Origin of the sequence: Paraburkholderia sp. J41, assembly GCF_905220235.1 — a bacterium.
Classification (GTDB): domain Bacteria; phylum Pseudomonadota; class Gammaproteobacteria; order Burkholderiales; family Burkholderiaceae; genus Paraburkholderia.
This window is the reverse complement of record NZ_CAJMZE010000047.1, coordinates 16,814-36,623: the sequence shown is the minus strand read 5'-3', so window position 1 is coordinate 36,623 and position 19,810 is coordinate 16,814. Positions and strand designations below refer to the sequence as shown.

The 19,810-nt window shown below is 65.7% G+C and carries 18 protein-coding genes; 13 read left to right on the top strand and 5 right to left on the bottom strand.

From position 1 onward, the window contains the following. Window positions 1-71: 71 nt before the first annotated feature. Window positions 72-848 carry an enoyl-CoA hydratase gene (locus tag U5805_RS29175; protein WP_322106959.1) on the bottom strand — a complete coding sequence of 259 codons (777 nt, stop codon included), beginning with the start codon at window positions 846-848 and terminating at the stop codon, window positions 72-74. A 138-nt stretch (window positions 849-986) separates the two neighbouring features. Between U5805_RS29175 and paaN the strand changes: the two genes are divergently transcribed. The 5 genes from paaN to paaK all read left to right on the top strand — a co-directional run bounded on the left by paaN (window position 987) and on the right by paaK (window position 6,711). Continuing rightward, window positions 987-2,687, top strand: a complete 1,701-nt coding sequence (gene paaN, locus U5805_RS29170; RefSeq protein ID WP_322106958.1) for a phenylacetic acid degradation protein PaaN — start codon at window positions 987-989, stop codon at window positions 2,685-2,687. Between the two features lie 96 nt (window positions 2,688-2,783). Beyond that, window positions 2,784-3,992: a 3-oxoadipyl-CoA thiolase gene (gene pcaF / locus U5805_RS29165; protein WP_322106957.1), complete on the top strand. Its 1,209-nt coding sequence runs from the start codon at window positions 2,784-2,786 to the stop codon at window positions 3,990-3,992. Between the two features lie 59 nt (window positions 3,993-4,051). Continuing rightward, complete coding sequence (paaG, locus tag U5805_RS29160) at window positions 4,052-4,843, top strand: 2-(1,2-epoxy-1,2-dihydrophenyl)acetyl-CoA isomerase PaaG (protein ID WP_322106956.1); 792 nt, start codon at window positions 4,052-4,054, stop codon at window positions 4,841-4,843. Window positions 4,844-4,931: 88 nt separating this feature from the next. Beyond that, window positions 4,932-5,366, top strand: a complete 435-nt coding sequence (gene paaI, locus U5805_RS29155) for a hydroxyphenylacetyl-CoA thioesterase PaaI (protein WP_322106955.1) — start codon at window positions 4,932-4,934, stop codon at window positions 5,364-5,366. A gap of 46 nt (window positions 5,367-5,412) precedes the next feature. Beyond that, window positions 5,413-6,711 carry a phenylacetate--CoA ligase PaaK gene (gene paaK, locus U5805_RS29150; RefSeq protein ID WP_322106954.1) on the top strand — a complete coding sequence of 433 codons (1,299 nt, stop codon included), beginning with the start codon at window positions 5,413-5,415 and terminating at the stop codon, window positions 6,709-6,711. A 150-nt stretch (window positions 6,712-6,861) separates the two neighbouring features. On the opposite strand, the gene U5805_RS29145 is transcribed toward paaK, so the two are convergent. Both U5805_RS29145 and apaG read right to left on the bottom strand, forming a co-directional pair. Then, window positions 6,862-8,139: a murein transglycosylase A gene (locus U5805_RS29145; RefSeq protein ID WP_322106953.1), complete on the bottom strand. Its 1,278-nt coding sequence runs from the start codon at window positions 8,137-8,139 to the stop codon at window positions 6,862-6,864. Window positions 8,140-8,268: 129 nt separating this feature from the next. After that, on the bottom strand, window positions 8,269-8,643 hold the full coding sequence (gene apaG / locus U5805_RS29140; RefSeq protein WP_322106952.1) for a Co2+/Mg2+ efflux protein ApaG: 375 nt from the start codon (window positions 8,641-8,643) through the stop codon (window positions 8,269-8,271). 223 nt (window positions 8,644-8,866) lie between these two features. Here apaG and rpe point away from each other — a divergent pair, with 223 nt between their 5' ends. From rpe to U5805_RS29100, 8 genes are all read left to right on the top strand, one after another. After that, on the top strand, window positions 8,867-9,565 hold the full coding sequence (gene rpe / locus U5805_RS29135) for a ribulose-phosphate 3-epimerase (RefSeq protein ID WP_322106951.1): 699 nt from the start codon (window positions 8,867-8,869) through the stop codon (window positions 9,563-9,565). Next, a complete protein-coding gene (locus tag U5805_RS29130; protein WP_322106950.1) occupies window positions 9,562-10,269 on the top strand; it encodes a phosphoglycolate phosphatase in 708 nt (235 codons plus the stop codon). Before rpe ends, U5805_RS29130 begins: the two co-directional genes overlap by 4 nt. Window positions 10,270-10,745: 476 nt before the next feature. Continuing rightward, entirely contained in the window at window positions 10,746-12,239 is a 1,494-nt protein-coding gene (trpE, locus tag U5805_RS29125) for an anthranilate synthase component I (RefSeq protein WP_322106949.1), read from the top strand. A gap of 14 nt (window positions 12,240-12,253) precedes the next feature. Further along, window positions 12,254-12,829, top strand: coding sequence for an aminodeoxychorismate/anthranilate synthase component II (locus tag U5805_RS29120; protein WP_322106948.1), 576 nt, complete (start codon window positions 12,254-12,256; stop codon window positions 12,827-12,829). Window positions 12,830-12,841: 12 nt separating this feature from the next. After that, window positions 12,842-13,873: an anthranilate phosphoribosyltransferase gene (gene trpD, locus U5805_RS29115; RefSeq protein WP_322106961.1), complete on the top strand. Its 1,032-nt coding sequence runs from the start codon at window positions 12,842-12,844 to the stop codon at window positions 13,871-13,873. A gap of 47 nt (window positions 13,874-13,920) precedes the next feature. After that, on the top strand, window positions 13,921-14,706 hold the full coding sequence (trpC, locus tag U5805_RS29110; protein ID WP_322106947.1) for an indole-3-glycerol phosphate synthase TrpC: 786 nt from the start codon (window positions 13,921-13,923) through the stop codon (window positions 14,704-14,706). Window positions 14,707-14,724: 18 nt separating this feature from the next. Continuing rightward, window positions 14,725-15,360 carry a CYTH domain-containing protein gene (locus U5805_RS29105; RefSeq protein WP_322106946.1) on the top strand — a complete coding sequence of 212 codons (636 nt, stop codon included), beginning with the start codon at window positions 14,725-14,727 and terminating at the stop codon, window positions 15,358-15,360. A 364-nt stretch (window positions 15,361-15,724) separates the two neighbouring features. Beyond that, window positions 15,725-16,786, top strand: a complete 1,062-nt coding sequence (locus U5805_RS29100; RefSeq protein ID WP_415914686.1) for a uracil-DNA glycosylase — start codon at window positions 15,725-15,727, stop codon at window positions 16,784-16,786. 147 nt (window positions 16,787-16,933) lie between these two features. Here the strand turns inward: U5805_RS29100 and U5805_RS29095 are convergent, their stop codons facing one another. Continuing rightward, window positions 16,934-17,530 (bottom strand): FMN-dependent NADH-azoreductase, encoded by a 597-nt coding sequence (locus tag U5805_RS29095; RefSeq protein WP_322106945.1) that lies wholly within the window; start codon window positions 17,528-17,530, stop codon window positions 16,934-16,936. Window positions 17,531-17,791: 261 nt separating this feature from the next. Beyond that, entirely contained in the window at window positions 17,792-19,606 is a 1,815-nt protein-coding gene (locus tag U5805_RS29090; protein ID WP_322106944.1) for a PDZ domain-containing protein, read from the bottom strand. Window positions 19,607-19,810 lie beyond the last annotated feature (204 nt).

The following is a 19,810-nucleotide window of genomic DNA, read 5'->3' as shown; positions in this document are numbered from 1 at the left end:
GACGCCGCCGCGCAAGGGGGGCGCAAAATAAAATCCGATTGCAGCTTCCCACTCCCTCGCACCGCCCGATCTCATCGGTTCTTGAACGCCGGCTTACGTTTCTCGACGAACGCCGCCATGCCTTCCTTCTGATCTTCGGTCGCGAACAGCGAATGAAATAGCCGGCGCTCGAAATGCACGCCCTCGGCCAATGTCGTTTCGTACGCGCGGTTCACCGCCTCCTTCGCCATCATCACCGCGGGCAACGAGTATTCGCAGATCGTGGTCGCGGCCGCGATCGTCTCGTCGAGCAGATCCGCCGCCGCGATCACGCGCGAAACCAGCCCGGCACGCTCGGCCTCTTCGGCGCCCATCATGCGAGCGGTGAGGCAAAGATCCATCGCCTTCGCCTTCGAAACCGCGCGCGGCAAACGCTGCGTGCCGCCCGCGCCCGGAATCACGCCGAGCTTGATTTCCGGCTGGCCGAACTTCGCCGTGTCGGCGGCGAAGATCATGTCGCACATCATGGCCAACTCGCACCCGCCGCCCAGCGCGAAGCCCGCGACCGCCGCGATGATCGGCTTGCGGATCGAACGGATCGTCTCCCAGTTGCGCGTAATGTAGTCGCCCTTGTAGACGTCCATGAACGTGTAGGTCGCCATCATGCCGATGTCCGCGCCCGCCGCGAATGCCTTCTCGCTTCCGGTGATGACGATCGCGCCCACGCCCTCGTCGGCATCGAACGCCTTGAGCGCCGCGCCTAGTTCGTCCATCAGCGCGTCGTTGAGCGCGTTGAGCGCCTTCGGGCGATTCAGGGTGATCAAGCCGACTTTGCCGCGTGTTTCGACCAGGATGTTTTCGTACCCCATACGTCCTCCTTATCTCCAAAGAAAGCCTTCACAAAATTTTTTCACGCCAAAGTTTGACTAATGCTAACATTTGCCAACCAACCGGTCGGTCAATTAATTGGCGCGGGCCTCATCCAACCTCACTAATCACGTCGAGCCATGACACATCCGTTGTTCGCCAAACATGAGGGCACGCTGCAAAAAGCGCTCGCCGCCATCGAGACCCGCGGCTACTGGAGCCCGTTCGCCGAAATGCCTAGCCCCAAAGTGTACGGGGAAACCGCCAGTGCGGACGGCGAAGCCGCGTTCAAGGCGCATCTCGACCGGACCTTCGAACTCGATCAGCCCGCGACCGGCGAGACCGTCGGCAGCGAGACCTCGCCGTTCGGCTTCCAGCTTGGCGCCCGCTACCCGAAATCGACGCCCGATCAGTTGATCGAGGCCGCGCAGAACGCGCAGCGAAGCTGGCGCGCGGCCGGGCCGAAAGCGTGGGCCGGCGTGAGCCTCGAAATTCTCGAACGCCTCAACCGCGCGAGCTTCGAGATCGCCTTCAGCGTGATGCACACCACCGGCCAGGCGTTCATGATGGCGTTTCAGGCGGGCGGCCCGCACGCGCAAGACCGCGCGCTCGAAGCCGTTGCCTACGCCTACGACCAGTTGCGCCGCATTCCCGCCGACGCGCACTGGGAAAAGCCGCAGGGCAAAAATCCGCCGCTCGCTATGCAAAAGCGCTTCACGATCGTGCCGCGCGGCACTGGCCTCGTGCTCGGCTGCTGCACGTTTCCGACGTGGAACGGCTACCCCGGCCTCTTCGCCGATCTCGCCACCGGCAACACGGTGATCGTCAAGCCGCATCCGGGCGCGATCCTGCCGCTCGCGATCACCGTGCGCATCGCGCGCGACGTGCTGCGCGAAGCCGGTTTCGACCCGAACGTCGTTACGCTGCTGGCGACCGATCCCAATGACGGCGCGCTCGTCCAGCAACTCGCGCTGCGCCCCGAAATCAAGCTGATCGACTTCACCGGCAGCACGCAAAACGGCGACTGGCTCGAGCGCCACGCACACCAGGCGCAGGTCTACACCGAAAAAGCCGGCGTGAACCAGATCGTGATCGACTCCGTTGACGATCTGAAAAGCGCCGCGCGCAACATTGCCTTCTCGCTCTCGCTCTATTCGGGCCAGATGTGCACCGCGCCGCAGAACATCTATGTGCCCCGCGACGGCATTCGCACCGCCGAAGGCCCGATGAGCTTCGACGCAGTCGCGCAGGCGATTGCAGGCGCCGTGCAAAAGTTCGTCGCCGATCCGGCGCGCGCCGTCGAAGTGCTGGGCGCGATCCAGAACGACGGCGTTACCGCACGCATCGACGAAGCACGCAAGCTCGGCCCCGTGCTCGCCGAAAGCCAGATGCTCGCGCACCCGCAATTTCCCGCCGCGCGCGTTCGCACGCCGCTCGTGCTCTCGCTCGACGCGGCCCGCGACGCCGCGCAATTCACGCGCGAATGGTTCGGCCCGATCTCGTTTGTGATCGCCACCGACTCCACCGCGCAGTCGCTCAAGCTCGCAGGCGAGACCGCACGCGACCATGGCGCGCTCACGCTCTCGGTCTACAGCACCGACGATTCCGTGATCGACGCCGCGCATGAAGCGGCCATCACGGGCGGCGTAGCGCTCTCGATCAACCTGACGGGCGGCGTGTTCGTGAACCAGTCGGCGGCCTTCTCGGACTTCCACGGCACCGGCGCGAACCCCGCCGCGAACGCCGCGCTTGCCGACGCCGCCTTCGTGGCGAACCGCTTCCGCGTGGTTCAGAGCCGCGTTCATATTGAACCGAAAGCGGCGCCCGTTGCAGTCGGCTGAACGGTCTATGCCGTTTGGCCGAATGGCGCCCGACTCCCCGTCCCCCTAGCATGAAGACGTGAGCGCAATTTCGCGCTCGCGTCCCAGGAATCCGAGATGACCGAAGCCTATATCTGCGACACGGTTCGCACTCCGTTCGGCCGCTACGGCGGCGCCCTCAAGGACGTCCGCGCGGACGACCTCGCCGCCGTGCCCATTCGCGCGCTCGTCGAACGCAACGCCGGCGTGGATTGGCGCGCGCTTGACGACCTGATTTACGGCTGCGCGAATCAGGCCGGCGAAGACAACCGCAACGTCGCGCGCATGGCCGCACTGCTCGCCGGTTTGCCGACCGAAGCGCCGGGCGCCACGCTCAACCGCCTGTGCGGATCGGGCCTCGATGCCGTGGGCAGCGCCGCACGCGCAATCAAAGCCGGTGAAGCACGCCTCATGATCGCGGGCGGCGTGGAGAGCATGACGCGCGCGCCCTTCGTCATGGGCAAGGCGAATGCCGCGTTCTCGCGCGATGCCGCCATCTTCGACACGACCATCGGCTGGCGCTTCGTCAACAAACTGATGAAGCAGCAATACGGCGTCGATTCGATGCCCGAAACGGCGGAAAACGTCGCCGTCGATTACAACGTGAGCCGCGCCGATCAGGACGCGTTCGCGCTGCGCAGCCAGCAGAAGGCGGCGCGCGCACAGAAAGACGGCACGCTCGCGCAGGAGATCGTCGCGGTCGAAGTCGCGCAGAAGAAAGGCGACCCCGTGCGCGTCACGCTCGACGAACACCCGCGCGAAACTTCGCTAGAGGCGCTCGGCAAGCTCAAGGGCATCGTCAAGCCCGACGGCACGGTTACGGCGGGCAACGCGTCGGGCGTCAACGACGGCGCGTGCGCGCTGTTACTCGCCAACGAAGAGGCCGCCGCGCAATACGGCCTGCGCCGCCGCGCGCGCGTGCTCGGCATGGCCACGGCCGGCGTCGCGCCGCGCATCATGGGCATCGGCCCCGCGCCCGCCACGCAAAAGCTGCTCAAGCAACTCGGCATGACGATCGACCAGTTCGACGTGATCGAGCTAAACGAAGCCTTCGCCTCGCAAGGTCTCGCCGTGCTGCGCCAGCTCGGCATTGCCGACGACGACGCGCGCGTGAACCCGAACGGCGGTGCGATCGCGCTCGGTCATCCGCTGGGCGCATCCGGCGCGCGGCTCGTCACCACGGCGCTCTACCAGCTCGAGCGCACGCAAGGCCGCTTCGCGCTGTGCACGATGTGTATCGGCGTCGGTCAGGGCATTGCGCTCGCCATCGAGCGCGTTGCCGCGTAAGGACAGCCCGGCCAACGCCACGCCCGCGACCGAGAGACGAACGCAAAACGGAGAGAACGATGCCCTACGATGCGATCCGCGTCGAAATCGACACCGCCACGCGCGTGGCCACGATCACGCTCAACCGCCCGGACAAGCTCAACAGCTTCACGCGTGCGATGCACCGCGAACTGGCCGCCGCGCTCGACGAAGTCACGGCGGCGCAGGCGCGCGCGCTCGTGCTGACCGGCGCCGGTCGCGGCTTCTGCGCGGGCCAGGATCTCGCCGATCTCGACGTCACCCCAGGCGCGACGAGCGACCTCGGCGCGCTGATCGACGAGCATTTCAATCCGCTCGTCAAACGGCTGCAAGCGCTGCCGATGCCCGTGATCGCCGCCGTCAACGGCACCGCCGCGGGCGCCGGCGCGAATCTCGCATTTGCCTGCGATCTCGTGCTCGCCGCGCGCTCGGCGAACTTCATTCAGGCTTTCGTGAAGATCGGTCTCGTGCCCGATTCGGGCGGCACCTGGTTCCTGCCCAAGCGTGCCGGCATGCAGCGCGCGCTCGGCCTCGCGCTCACGGGCGACAAGCTCAGCGCGGAAAAGGCCGAAAGCTGGGGCCTCGTCTGGCAAGTCACCGAAGACGCCGATCTCGCGCCAACCGCCGCCGCATTCGCTGCCAGGCTCGCCCAGCAACCCACGCGCGCGATCGTCGCGACGCGCAACGCACTGCGCGCATCGGCGTCAAACACGCTCGACCAGCAACTCGACCTCGAGCGCGATCTGCAACGCGAACTGGGCGCCTCGCACGATTATGCGGAAGGCGTGCAGGCCTTCATCGAAAAGCGCGCACCGCGATTCGAGGGCCGCTGAAATGCCGACGCAAGCCCCTCAAGCCACGCAAATTCAATCCGCCTCGTCTTCGGCCGATACGCCGTTGGCCGCGGCATCGTTGGCGAACATGTCGCCCGACGACCTCGCGCGCGCCGCCGCGCAGGCCATGTACGACAACGACGGCTGCACGCGCGCGCTCGGCATGGAACTGCTCGAAGTGCGCGCCGGTTATGCGCGCCTGCGCATGGCCGTGCGGCCCGAATTCCTCAACGGCCATCAGACTTGCCACGGCGGCATGATCTTTTCGCTGGCCGATTCGGCCTTCGCGTTCGCGTGCAACTCGTACAACGTCAATGCCGTCGCCGCAGGCTGTTCGATCGAATTCCTGCGCCCCGTTTCGCGCGACGAAGTGCTGACCGCCGAAGCCGTCGAGCAGGTCCTGTCGGGCCGCAACGGCGTGTACGACATCCGCGTCACGAACCGCGCGGGCGAGACCGTCGCGATGTTCCGGGGCAAATCCGCGCAGATTCGCGGCAACGTCATTCCAGGCGCGACCGCGTAAGCGCTTCGGCGTCACGGGCCAGGTTATTACGATTCAGGAGACAAGCATGACCACCACGCTGCCGCTCGACCCTATCGAAACGGCGAGCCGCGACGAACTCGCGGCACTGCAACTCCAGCGCCTCAAATGGTCGCTCACGCACGCCTACGAGAATTCGCCGGTCTACCGGCGCAAGTTCGACGAAGCGGGCGTGCATCCGTCGCAGCTCGAAACACTCGCCGATCTCGCGCGCTTTCCCTTCACCACGAAAAAGGATCTGCGCGACAGCTATCCGTTCGGCATGTTTGCCGTGCCGCAGGACCAGATTTCGCGCATTCATGCGTCGTCGGGCACGACGGGCAAACCGACCGTCGTGGGCTACACGGCGCGCGACATCGACACCTGGGCGAATCTCGTTGCGCGTTCGGTGCGTGCGGCAGGCGCCCGGCGCGGCGACAAGGTACACATCAGCTACGGCTATGGGCTTTTCACAGGCGGCCTCGGCGCCCATTACGGCGCGGAGCGCGCGGGTCTCACGGTCATTCCGTTCGGCGGCGGCCAGACCGAAAAGCAGGTGCAACTGATCCAGGATTTCCGCCCCGACATCATCATGGTCACGCCGAGCTACATGCTCGCCATCGCCGACGAAATGGAGCGCCAGGGCATCGACCCGGCGTCATCGTCGCTGCGCATCGGCATCTTCGGCGCGGAGCCGTGGACCAACGACATGCGTGCGGCCATCGAGCATCGCATGGGCATCACGGCGGTCGACATCTACGGTCTTTCCGAAGTGATGGGGCCGGGCGTGGCTTCCGAATGCGCCGAAACGAAAGACAGCCCGACGATCTGGGAAGACCACTTCTATCCCGAGATCATCGACCCCGATACCGGCGAAGTGCTGCCGGACGGCGAATTCGGCGAACTGGTTTTCACCTCGCTCACGAAGGAAGCGCTGCCCATTGTCCGGTATCGCACACGCGACCTCACGCGTCTTTTGCCCGGCAGCGCGCGCACCATGCGCCGGATGGAAAAGATCACGGGCCGCTCGGACGACATGCTGATCATTCGCGGCGTGAACGTGTTCCCCACGCAGATCGAGGAATTGCTGCTCAAGCAACCGGCGCTCGCGCCGCATTATCAGATCGTGCTGACGAAGGAAGGCCCGCTCGACGTCATGACGCTCAACTGCGAACCGTGCCCGGAAAGCGCGCCCGACTATGGCGCGCTCGACGCCGCCAGCAAGGCGCTCGCGTACGACATCAAGGCGCTGATCGGCGTAACGGCGCAGGTGAACGTGCTCGACGTGAACGGCATCGAGCGCTCCGTGGGCAAGGCGCGCCGCGTGATCGACAAGCGCCCGAAGTAGGAAGCTACCGGACCGGATCGGAACCGGCCAAAGCGAGCGAAGGAAGCCGCAGCAAAAAGCGCGGCGATCCCACGAGCGCAATAAAAAGCCGGCAAACGCCGGCTTTTTACATCAGCGGAAAACGTGCCCGCGAAACGTGTCCGAGAAACGTCACGAGTTCGGAAACAGCAGCCACATGCGGCCGCCCTGCTTCATCTTGCCGGCGAGATCGCCCGCGTCGTCGCCGAGGCCCCAGAAGTAGTCGGCGCGCACGCCGCCCTTGATCGCCGAGCCCGTGTCCTGCGCGAACACGAGCCGGTTGAGCGGCGTGTTCGTGAGCGGACGCGTGGTCTGGAGAAACACGGGCGTGCCGAGCGGAATCGACGAAGGATCGACGGCAATCGAGCGCTCCGGCGTAAGCGGCACGCCGAGCGCGCCGATCGGGCCGTCGGCGCCGCCTTGCGCGCCGCTTTCGCCGGACGGCATTTCGCGGAAGAACACGAAGCGCGGATTGACGTCGAGCAGCGTATCCACGCGCGTCGGATTCGCGCGCGCCCACGCCTTGATGCCTTGCATGGTCGCCTGCGCGGGCGTGAGTTCGCCGCGATCGAGCAGCCAGCGCCCAATCGACTTGTACGGCTGATTGTTGGTGCCGCCAAAGCCCAGCCGCATCACGCTGCCGTCCTCCATCACGATGCGCCCCGAGCCCTGCACCTGAAGGAAGAATGCCTCGATCGGATCGTCGACCCAGACAAGTTCGTTGCCGCTCAGCACGCCCGAGCGTTCGAGCTGGGCGCGCGCGGGCAGCGGCGCGCCGGCGCGATAACCGGCCGGCCAGCGGTAAAGCGCGGTCTGGTAAATGCCGTGCCGCGTGCGCGAGCCATGCAGCAGCGGCTCGTAATAGCCGGTCACGAGGCCGTCCAGCGTGCCGTCGGTGTTGGCGAATTGATAGGGCGTGAAATACGTTTCGAAGAAAACGCGCGCGCTCGACGCGTCGAGATCGTCGAGTTGCGAGGCTGCCGCGCACGCGCGCTGCCAGCGCGCATCGCGCGCGAGACGCGTGCAGTTCGCGCGCAACGCGGCCGTCACGCCGATCAGCGAATCGTCCTGCCAGCCCGGCACCTGCCGCCATGCGACGGGCGTCAAGCGTTGCGCGGCGAGTTGCGAAGGCAGCGAAGGCGCACCCTTGGGCGGCGTGGTGCGCACGTAGCTGGGGCCGCCGCAAGCGGCCACGAGCGCCGCGCACGCCACCGTGGCCGCCCAGGCGCCCACGCGCCGCAAGGTGCCGCGCCAGCCTGTGATTCCCGGCATCGCGGCCGTTTCGTGCGCGAATTCGCGCCTACAATATTGGCTCTCGATGGATGCCGCCATGTCAGATCTGCTAGACGAATACCCGATGCTCATGTTTGGGCTGGAGGCGCTCCTTGCGCTGTTCCTGTTGATTTTCATCGTTGTGTGGACCGCGTCGGGCAGGAAAAAGCGCGCCCCGCGCGACGAGCGGCGTCAGGACTAGCAGACCCCGAAATCGCGCAAGCGTTCAACCGCTCCCTGCAACACGCGCCGGCGAACCGCTGGCGCTCAGTGGAGCGTGCGCGGCATGCGCAGCACGAATTCGGCAACCGGCGCCTCGAAACGCTCGGCGTCTTCGGCCACGCAAAAATACGCGCCGCGCATCGTGCCCACGGGCGTCGCGATCACGGCCCAACTCGTGTACTCGAATTGTTCGCCGGGTTTGAGCAGCGGCTGATGGCCGACCACGCCCAGGCCTTTCACTTCCTGAACGTGCTCGTCGCTGTCGGTAATGATCCAGTGGCGCGCGATCAGTTGCGCGGCGACCTGGCCGGTGTTGCGAATCGTCAGCGTGTAAGCGAACGCATATTTGCGATGCTCCGGGTCCGATTCTTCGGGCAGGTAGCGCACCTGCGACGTCACGCTGAATTCGTACTGGCTCATCCTCGTTCCAGATCGGTCCAATGGCGCCGGCGTGCGCGCCGGGTCGATTGACGGTTTTGACGGTTCGTTCGACTTCGAACGCCCGCGCGGCAAGGCTTGCGGGCGCGCCCAACGGTGCGGCGCATGGTTTCGCATTCTGCTTCATGCGCGCAGCACCCGCAACCCGGCGGCTTCCCTTCCTGACGGTAAAATACCGTTTTCCGACAGTTTTCCGATCGCCGCCATGACGCAATTCCGCATCGCTCCCAGCATTCTTTCCGCCGACTTCTCGCGTCTCGGCGAGGAAGTGCGCAACGTGGTCGCCGCCGGCGCCGACTGGATTCACTTCGACGTGATGGACAACCATTACGTGCCGAACCTCACGATCGGCCCGCTCGTGTGCGAAGCGATCCGCCCGCACGTGGACGTTCCCATCGACGTGCATCTGATGGTGCGCCCGGTCGACCGCATCGTGCCCGACTTCGCGAAGGCCGGCGCGAACGTCATCAGCTTTCACCCGGAAGGCTCCGATCACATCGACCGCACGCTTTCGCTGATCCGCGACCACGGCTGCAAGGCCGGCCTCGTGTTCAATCCGGCCACGCCGCTCAACTATCTCGATCACGTGATGGACAAGCTCGACCTCGTGCTCATCATGTCGGTGAATCCGGGCTTCGGCGGCCAGTCCTTCATTCCCGAGGCGCTCAACAAGCTGCGCGAGGCGCGCGCGAAGATCGACGCCTACAACGCGCGCACGGGCCGCGAGATTCATCTCGAAGTGGACGGCGGCGTGAAGATCGACAATATCGCCGAAATCGCGGCGGCGGGCGCGGACACTTTCGTCGCGGGCTCGGCCGTGTTCGGCAAGCCCGACTACAAGGCCGTGATCGACGAGATGCGCGCGCAACTCGCGACCGTGGCGAACGGGGCCAACGCCCGATGAGCGCGCCGATCAAGCTCGCGGCGCCGCGCATCGAAGCGGCGCTGATCGACCTCGACGGCACCATGGTCGATACCGCCGACGACTTCGCCGCCGGGCTGAACGGCATGCTCGCGCAACTGGACGCCGAGGAAACCTCGCGCGAGGAAGTGATGGGCTATGTCGGCAAGGGCTCGGAGCATCTGATCCGCAGCGTGCTCGCGCCGCGCTTCGCCGCGCAGGACGCGCAAGCGCGCTTCGACGAAGCGCTCGCGCTCTACCAGGACGAGTACGCGAAGATCAACGGCCGCTACACGCATCTGTATCCCGAGGTGGAAGCCGGTCTCGCCGCGCTGCGCGAGGCGGGCGTGAAGCTCGCGTGCGTGACCAACAAGCCGCACCGCTTCGCCGTCGAACTGCTTGCGCAGTACGGCCTCGCGCACTATTTCGAAGTCGTGCTCGGCGGCGACAGCCTGCCGAGGAAAAAGCCCGATCCGCTGCCGATGCTCACCGCCTGCGAACGGCTCGGTGTCGCACCCGCGGCAACGGTGGCGATCGGCGACTCGGAAAACGACGCGATCGCGGGCCGCGCGGCCGGCATGGCCACGCTCACGGTGCCCTACGGCTACAACCACGGCCAACCTGTACAAAAAATCGAATCGGATGGTATAGTTGCCACGCTGCTCGACGCCGCCAAGGCGGTCGCAGCGCACAATGATCTGACTTAAGTTCTCAACTGAACGTCAACTATCCTCATGTTTCTGAATAAAAAACGGAGTCTGAGCACGATCGACCGGGGAGCCTGGCCCTGGCGTCGCTGGTCGCGCTAACCTCGCCCGAGGTTCGCTGAAGCCTGTCTTCAGCACCGTTTTTTACTTCGCTGCGCACTCGCGCGTGTCTCGACTCTAAACTGTTGCGGTAAACCGCCGGCTGATCCGGCCACTGGCTTTCGCTCACCTTGTGCCGCGTTTTGTCGCCCGCGACAAGACGCCCAAGGCGCGAACGGCTACGCCAAAATTCCGTCGACTTCCCGCACGCCGGCCCGGCAAGCGCTCATTGCGCCGCCGGCCGCACGAGCGAGCGCCAGCGCCGTCAGCACCCTACGCAAGCACTCGAAAAACAGTCGCCATCGCGCCTGGCACCGCGCCCGCTCAAGCTTCGGGCCGCACCGACGCCGCGAACGGCAGCACGCAAGGATCGGAACATGACCGAACTCGAATTTCAATCCCTCGCCAACGAGGGCTACAACCGCATCCCGCTGATCGCCGAAGCGCTCGCCGATCTCGAAACGCCGCTTTCGCTCTATCTGAAGCTCGCGCAGGCCGAACGCGGCGGCGCGAACTCCTTCCTGCTCGAATCGGTGGTGGGCGGCGAAAGATTCGGCCGCTATTCGTTCATCGGCCTGCCCGCGCGCTCGCTGATCCGCGCGGGCAACGGCGTTTCGGAAGTCGTGCGCGACGGCCAGGTGATCGAAACCGATCGCGGCGATCCGCTCGAATTCATCGCGAAATTCCAGGCGCGCTTCAAGGTCGCGCAGCGTCCCGGTCTGCCGCGCTTTTGCGGGGGCCTCGCGGGCTATTTCGGCTACGACGCGGTGCGCTATATCGAGAAGAAGCTCGCCGATACCTGCCCGACCGACGACCTCGGCCTGCCCGACATCCAGCTTTTGCTGACCGAGGAAGTCGCGGTGATCGACAACCTCGCGGGCAAGCTCTACCTGATCGTCTACGCCGATCCGCAAACGCCCGAAGCGTACACGAAGGCAAAGCACCGCCTGCGCGAACTCAAGCAGCGCCTGCGCACCACCGTGCAGCCGCCCGTCACGAGCGCGAGCGTGCGCACCGAAACCTTCCGCGAATTCAAAAAGGACGATTACCTCGCCGCCGTGCGCAAGGCCAAGGAATACATCGCGGCGGGCGAACTGATGCAGGTTCAGGTGGGCCAGCGCCTCACGAAGCCGTATCGCGACAATCCGCTTTCGCTGTATCGCGCGCTGCGCTCGCTGAACCCGTCGCCGTACATGTACTACTACAACTTCGGCGACTTTCACGTGGTGGGTGCGTCGCCGGAAATCCTCGTGCGCCAGGAAAAGCGCGGCGAGGATCGCATCGTGACGATCCGTCCGCTCGCGGGCACGCGGCCGCGCGGCAACACGCCCGAGCGCGACGCCGAACTCGCCACGGAACTGCTCAACGACCCGAAGGAAATCGCCGAGCACGTCATGCTGATCGACCTCGCGCGCAACGACGTGGGCCGCATCGCCGAAATCGGCTCGGTGGCCGTGACCGACAAGATGGTCATCGAAAAGTACTCGCACGTGCAGCACATCGTGAGTTCGGTGGAAGGCAAGCTCAAGCCCGGCGTGAACAACTTCGACGTGCTGCGCGCGACGTTCCCCGCCGGCACGCTTTCGGGTGCGCCGAAGGTGCGCGCGATGGAACTGATCGACGAACTCGAACCGGTCAAGCGCGGCCTCTACGGCGGCGCGGTCGGCTATCTCTCGTTCAACGGCGAAATGGATCTGGCGATCGCGATCCGCACGGGCCTCATCCACAACGGCAATCTGTACGTGCAGGCCGCCGCCGGCGTGGTGGCCGATTCGGTGCCCGAGTCCGAATGGCAAGAGACGGAAAACAAGGCGCGCGCCGTGCTGCGCGCCGCCGAGCAGGTGCAGGACGGCCTCGACAGCGACTTCTGAGCGGAGACAAGACCATGTTGCTCATGATCGACAACTACGATTCGTTTACCTACAACATCGTCCAGTACTTCGGCGAACTCGGCGAGGACGTCCGCACGTATCGCAACGACGAAATCACGCTCGACGACATCAGAAAGCTCAATCCCGCGCGCATCTGCCTTTCGCCGGGACCGAGCAATCCGCAACATGCGGGCATCACGCTCGACGTGCTGCGCGAATTCGCGGGCAAGACGCCGATTCTCGGCGTTTGCCTCGGCCATCAGGCGATCGGCGAAGCGTTCGGCGGCCGCGTCGTGCGCGCGAAAACCATCATGCACGGCAAGGTCAGCCAGATCGAAACCGACTGCAAAGGCGTGTTCGCCGATCTGCCGAAGCACTTCAACGTCACGCGCTATCACTCGCTCGCGATCGAACGCGAGTCGCTGCCCGACTGCCTCGAAGTGTCGGCGTGGACCGAGGACGGCGAGATCATGGGCGTGCGCCACAAGACGCTCGACGTCGAAGGCGTGCAGTTCCATCCGGAATCGATTCTCTCGGAGCACGGTCACGCGCTGTTCGAGAACTTCCTCAAGCAGACCAAAACCGCGTAAGCCGGAGACACGATCATGATCACCCCGCAAGAAGCGCTGCAACGCACGATCGAGCACCGCGAGATTTTTAACGACGAGATGCTGCATCTCATGCGCATGATCATGCGCGGCGAACTCTCGCCGGTGATGTCGGCGGCCATCATCACGGGTCTGCGCGTGAAGAAGGAAACCATCGGCGAGATCGCGGCGGCCGCGACCGTGATGCGCGAGTTCGCCAATCACGTCGAGGTGAAGGACAACTCCAACTTCATCGACATCGTCGGCACGGGCGGCGACGGCTCGCACACGTTCAACATCTCCACCGCGTCGATGTTCGTCGTGGCGGCGGCGGGCGCGAAGGTCGCCAAGCACGGCAATCGCGGCGTTTCCAGCAAGTCGGGCAGCGCGGACGTGCTCGAAGCGCTCGGCGTGAACATCGACCTGCAACCGGAGCAGGTGGCCGCCTCCGTCGCCGAAACGGGCATGGGCTTCATGTTCGCGCCCAACCATCACCCGGCGATGAAGAACATCGCGGCCGTGCGCCGCGAACTGGGCGTGCGCACCATCTTCAACATTCTCGGGCCGCTCACGAATCCGGCTGGCGCGCCCAATCAGTTGATGGGCGTGTTCCACCCCGACCTCGTCGGCATTCAGGTGCGCGTGATGCAGCGCCTGGGCGCAAAGCACGTGTGCGTGGTGTACGGCAAGGACGGCATGGACGAGGTGTCGCTGGGCGCGGCCACGCTCGTCGGCGAACTCAAAAACGGCGAGATTCGCGAATACGAAATTCATCCCGAGGATTTCGGCCTGCAAATGGTGTCGAACCGTTCGCTCAAGGTGGAAAACGCCGAGCAATCGAAAGCAATGCTGCTCGGCGCGCTCGCCAACGAAGCGGGCACGGCGCGCGAGATCGTCGCGCTCAACGCGGGCACGGCGCTCTACTGCGCGAACGTCGCGAGTTCGATCGCCGACGGCATCGTGCTTGCGCGCGAAACGCTTGCCAGCGGCCGCGCGCGCGCCAAGGTCGACGAACTGGTACGCTTCACGCAACAGTTCAAACGCTGATATCGCGTTGATCCCACACCGTTTTTAGTCCGAATTCCGTTAAAGCCATGAGCGACATCCTCGAAAAAATCATTGCCGTGAAGCGCGACGAAGTGCGCGCGGCGCTGCAAAGCGCGCCGCTCGAAGAACTGCGTCTGCAAGCGAGCGCGCGCGACTTGCGCGACTTCGTGGGCGCGATTCGCGCGAAGCACGACAACGGTCAGGCGGCCGTGATCGCCGAAGTGAAGAAGGCCAGCCCGTCGAAAGGCGTGCTGCGCGAGAATTTCGAGCCCGCGCAAATCGCGCGCTCGTACGCCGAAGGCGGCGCGGCCTGCCTTTCCGTGCTCACCGACGTGCAGTTCTTCAAGGGCAGCGCCGCGTATCTGGAAGCCGCGCGCGCCGCGTGCAGCCTGCCGGTGCTGCGCAAGGATTTCATCGTCGATCCGTACCAGATCGTCGAAGCGCGCGCGATGGGCGCCGACGCGATCCTGCTGATCGCCGCCGCGCTCGAACCGGGCCAGATGCGCGAGCTCGAAGCGCTCGCGCATTCGCTCGGGCTCGCGGTGCTCGTGGAAGTACACGACCGCGAGGAACTTGCGCATGCGCTCACGCTCAAGACGCCGCTCATCGGCATCAACAATCGCAATCTGCGCACGTTCGAGACGTCGCTGCAAACCACCATCGGCATGCTCGACGACGTGCCGGAGGACCGCATCGTCGTGACCGAGTCGGGCATTCTCTCGCGCGGCGACGTGGAAAAAATGCGCGCGCTGGCCGTACACACGTTCCTCGTGGGCGAGGCGTTCATGCGCGCCGAGCAACCGGGCGCGGAACTCGCCCGCATGTTCTTCTGAACGGCAAGGGGCGACGTCATGGCGATCGAACGCGAAATCAAGCTCGCGCTGCCGCGCGATCAGGTGGATGCGGCGCTGCGCTGGTTCGAGACGCGCGCCGGCGCGCCCGGCCGCGACGTGCATCTGGAGAACGTTTACTTCGACACGCCGGCGCTCGCGCTCGCGCGCGCCAAAAGCGCGCTGCGGCTGCGCCGCACGCCGGACGGCTGGCTGCAAACGTTCAAGAGCGTGGGCGTGGCGAAGAACGGTTTGCACGAGCGGCACGAATGGGAAATGCCGGTGGCGGGCGAGGCGCTCGAAATCGGCCGATTGCTGCATGAGTGCGACGAAGCCGGAGTTGCCACGGCGCTTTCGGGCGCGGCTACGGACCTGATTCCGCTCTTTCGCACCGATTTCACGCGCACGCTGTGGACGTTCGATGTGGATGGCGCGCGCGTTGAGGCGTCGGTCGATCTGGGCGAAGTCGTGGCGGAGGTGAACGGCGCGAATCCCGAAACGCGCCGTGCGCCGATCTGCGAAATCGAACTCGAACTCAAGGACGGCGACGAAGCCGCGCTGCACACGCTCGCGGCCGAACTCGCGCGGGCGCTGCCTGGCCTCACACCCGACGACGTGAGCAAGGCGCAGCGCGGATATCGGTTGCGCGAAGCCTGACGATTGGCCGACAGCGCCGCCGAGCGAGTCGGGCGAGTCGGGCGAGCCGAGCGAGCCGAGCCGAGCGAGCCGAGCGAGTCGAGCCGAGCGAGTCGAGCCGAGTCGGGTCGAGCCGAGTCGGGTCGAGCCGGGCGAGCCGAGCCGAGCCGAGCGGACGAGCCGAGTCACACCGAGCCGAGCGAACCCGCACCAACGCCGCACCGCGCCGGCCGAATACGACTTGCGGCGACGCCCGCCGAAGCCCCCCACGCATCGCCGCAGCGCCGCGTGCAAAACCCGCTGTTAGTTGCAACATGAGCCGGCCATGCCCGAAACGCCCGCCGCACGTTGAATCGGCGCGCGTTTGCTGCGACACTTGCCGCCCATGACCACCACGAAATCCCCGCGCGCCCGCATGCCGGTGCAGGCGTCGCTGTTCGACGACACGCTGGCCGCCGACACGGCGCAAGTCGCACTCGACGCGCCGGACGCTCCCGAAGTCGATCCGCGTCAGATCACGATCTTTTCGCTGTTCGACGCCGACGATTATCCCGTTCCCGCTTCTGCGTCTGCCTCTGCGTCTGCGTCTACTTCCGCGTCTGCGCCCGTGTTGGCACGGGAAATCGCCAGCGAAACCGCTCAAGCCATGCCGAAATCCTCGCCTGCCGCTTCTTCCGCAAAGCCGTCCACGGGGTCGTCCGCGAAGTCGTCCACCGCTGCCCCTCGCAACATCGAACGCCTCGAAACCCAGTTCGAAGCGTTGCCCGCCGCCTGGCGCGACACGCTCGCGCCGTTCATGGCGAGCGACGCCTACGCGCCGCTGTGCCGCTTCGTCGACGAGGAGCGCGCCGCCGGCAAAACGGTCTATCCCGCCGACGTGTTCCGCGCGCTGCGCCTCACTTCGCCCGACGACGTGAAGGTGGTCATTCTCGGCCAGGACCCGTATCACGGCGAGGATCGCGGCACGCCGCAGGCGCACGGTCTCGCCTTTTCGGTGCCGCCCGGCGTGCGGCCGCCGCCCTCGCTGCGCAACATCTTCAAGGAAATTTCGTCGAGCCTCGGCATTGCGGCGCCCGCGCACGGCTGTCTCGACGCGTGGGCTCGTCAGGGCGTGCTGCTGCTCAACACCGTGTTGACGGTCGAGCGCGCCAATGCGGCGAGCCACGCGAAGCGCGGCTGGGAACAGTGTACGGATACGCTGATCCGCGAACTGGCCGCGCGCCACGAGCATCTCGTGTTCATGCTTTGGGGCGCGCACGCGCAGAACAAGCGCGCGCTGCTTTCGGGCGCCCATTGCGTGCTCGAAGCGCCGCATCCGTCGCCGCTGTCGGCGCATCGCGGCTTTCTCGGCAGCGGGCACTTCGTTCAAGCGAATGCGTATCTGAAAGCGCACGGCAAAACGCCGATCGACTGGCGCTTGCCCGAGGAAGGCGTGGTGCTCGCCTGATCGACGTCGCTCGCAAGCTCGCGTCAAGCGCGGGGCGGGCGACGGAAACAAAAACGCCACGAAATGGCTTTCGTGGCGTTTTGTTTTGCGGCGGCGGCAAACCGCAGCAATCGGCCGAAATAATCGACCGCAGAAACCGGCGAAAACTTACGCCGCCGCGATCGCTTCGCGCGCGCTGGCGAGCGCCGCGCTGGCTGCGTCCGGGCCCATGTTCAGGCCTTCGGCATAGATGAAGTTCACGTCCGTCATGCCGAGGAAGCCGAGGAACGACTTCAGGTACGGCGTCTGGCTGTCGTGCGGCGTGCCCTGATACTTGCCGCCGCGCGCCGAAACCACGTACACCTTCTTGCCCGTCACGAGGCCTTCGGCGCCGTTCGCGCCGTAGCGGAACGTGATGCCCGCGCGCGCGATCCAGTCGAAATACGTCTTGAGCTGCGACGAGATGCCGAAGTTGTAGAGCGGCGCGCCGATCACGACGATGTCGGCGGCTTGCAGTTCGGCGATCAGCGCTTCGCTGCGCGCGGCGATGGCTTGCTGCTCGGGCGAGCGTTGTTCGGCGGGCGTGAAGAACGCGCCGAGCACGGCGTCGTCGAGGTGCGGCAGCGGATCGGCTTGCAGGTTGCGCGTGACGACTTGCGCGCCCGGATTCGATTGTTGCAGACGTTCCGTCAATTCATTGACGAGCAGCGTCGATTGGGCGCCTTGCGAGCGCGCGGCGGAATTGATTTGCAGAATCGTGGTCATGGTGACTCCTTCGGATCTCGTTAGCGCTACATGGGCTTCGTTGCGCGAGTGAAGGCATTGTGTTTTTTTGCGACGCCGCGAAAAAGGCCCCCGCCGATGACGGATCGTTGCAACGATGGAACAATCGCGGGCACGAAAAACGGCGCGGAAGTCGCCTCCCGCGCCGCAGTAGCGATTTCCGCGCCGAAATTACGCCGAAAACCGCGCCTAAACCGCGCCTAAACCGGGTCGAAATTGCGCCGAAACCGCGCCGAAACGCGTCTACGCCGCCAGCCAGCGCTGGCGCAGCAGGCGCGCGGCCGCGTGCCTGTCGGTGCGCTTTTCCGTGCCTGGTCCGGCGGCGCTCAGCCTGTAACGCACGATCTCGGGCGCGTCGAGCGTCAGGCGCGCGACGCGCAGCTCGTCGCGGCGAAACGCGTGGACTTCGAGCTTCGCGCCCGGTTGATAGCGCGAGAGCAGCGCGTCCACGTTCGAGCCCGTCACGCGCAGGCCGTCGATGGCCACGAGCGCGTCGCCGGCCGAAAGCCCCGCCTTCTGCGCCGCGCCGCCTTCGTAGACGACCGCCAGCGTCGCCTCCGCGCCACCGCGCAGGCGCGCGCCCAGCGACGGTTTCGCGCCGCGCTCGGGCTCGCCTTCGAGCGTCACGCCGAACGGCTCGAACAGCGCCGCGAGCGGCAAATCGCGCGTGCCGCGCACGGCATCGGCAAAGAGCGCGCCCAGTTCCACGCCGGTCGCCTCGGCAATCAGCGCTTGCACGTCGTCCTCGCCCACGCCCACGGGCTTGCCGCGGTAGAAGTCGCGCCCGTAGCGCTGCCACAGCAGACGCATCACGTCGTCGAGCGACTTGCGTCCCGCCGTTTGCGCGCGAATCGCCAGATCGAACGCGAGCGCCACGAGCGAGCCCTTCGTGTAATAGCTGACGATGGCGTTGGCCGCGTTTTCGTCCTGGCGGTAATACTTGACCCACGCATCGAACGAGCTTTCCGCCACGCTCTGCTTCAAACGGCCCGCGCCGCGCAGCACGCCGCCGATGGTCTTGCCGAGCAGGCCGAAGTAGTCGTCGACGGAAATCAGGCCGCTGCGCAGCAGCATCAGATCGTCGTAATACGAGGTGAAGCCTTCGAACAGCCACAACAGCGAGGTGTAGTCCTCGTGCGCGAGATCGTAGGGCGCGAACGCGGCGGGCTTGATGCGCTTCACGTTCCACGTATGGAAATACTCGTGACTGCACAGGCCCAGATACGTGCGATAACCGTCCGAGGTCTCGGGCTTGCCCTTCACGGGCAGATCGGTGCGATTGCAGATGAGCGCCGTGGACGCGCGATGCTCGAGCCCGCCGTAACCGTCGCTCACGGCCTGCGTCATGAACACGTAGCGCTCCATGGGGGCGCGTTTGGTGCGCGGCTCGAACAGCGCGATCTGCGCCTCGCAGACTTTCTTGAGATCGGCGGCGAGGCGTTCCATGTCGAGATTCACCACGCGGCCCGCGATCACGATGTCGTGCGGCACGCCATGCGCCGTGAAGCTCGCGAGCGTGAAGTCGCCGAGCGTGACCGGATGATCGATCAGCTCGTCGTAGCTCGCCGCCGCGTATTCGCCGAAGCCGTAGCGCTTGGTGCCGCGCGCCTCGGCGAGCGCCGTGCCCACGCGCCAGTGGCGGTAGGCGTGGCCGTCGGGGCGCTGGATATCGACCACGTGCTGCGCGCCCTCATGGCCGAGCGCCGCGAGAAACACGCTCGTGCCGTTGAAGAAACCGGTGGTGTCGTCGAGATGCGCGGCGCGCACCGAAAGATCCCACGCGTAGATTTCGTAGCGCAGCGTGAGCGCGCCTTTCACGGGCGCGGCCTGCCACGAATGCTTGTCGGTCTTGCCCACGCGCACCCGGCGGCCCGCGTCGTTGAAAGCGCGCAGCGTGACGATGTTGCGCGCGAACTCGCGCACCATGTAGCTGCCCGGAATCCATACGGGCAACATGAAGCGCTGACCTTCGGGCGACGGATCGTCGACGGTGAGCGTCACTTCGAACAAATGCGCGGCGGGATTTTTCGGGACGATGGTGTATCGGATCGGCTTCATCGGCGGGAAAGGTGAGAAGTTCGGTCAGCGGAAAGCGGGCAACGGCGATAAGCGCGGCGATCGGCGCGGCGATATATGCAGCGATATGTGAGGCGATATATGCGGCGATAAGCGCGGTAATAACAGCAGCGACGAAAACCACGGCGGCAAAAACGCGAAGAAAGCGCGGAAAACGTCACGCAAGCTCACCGCCAGGCCGCAAAA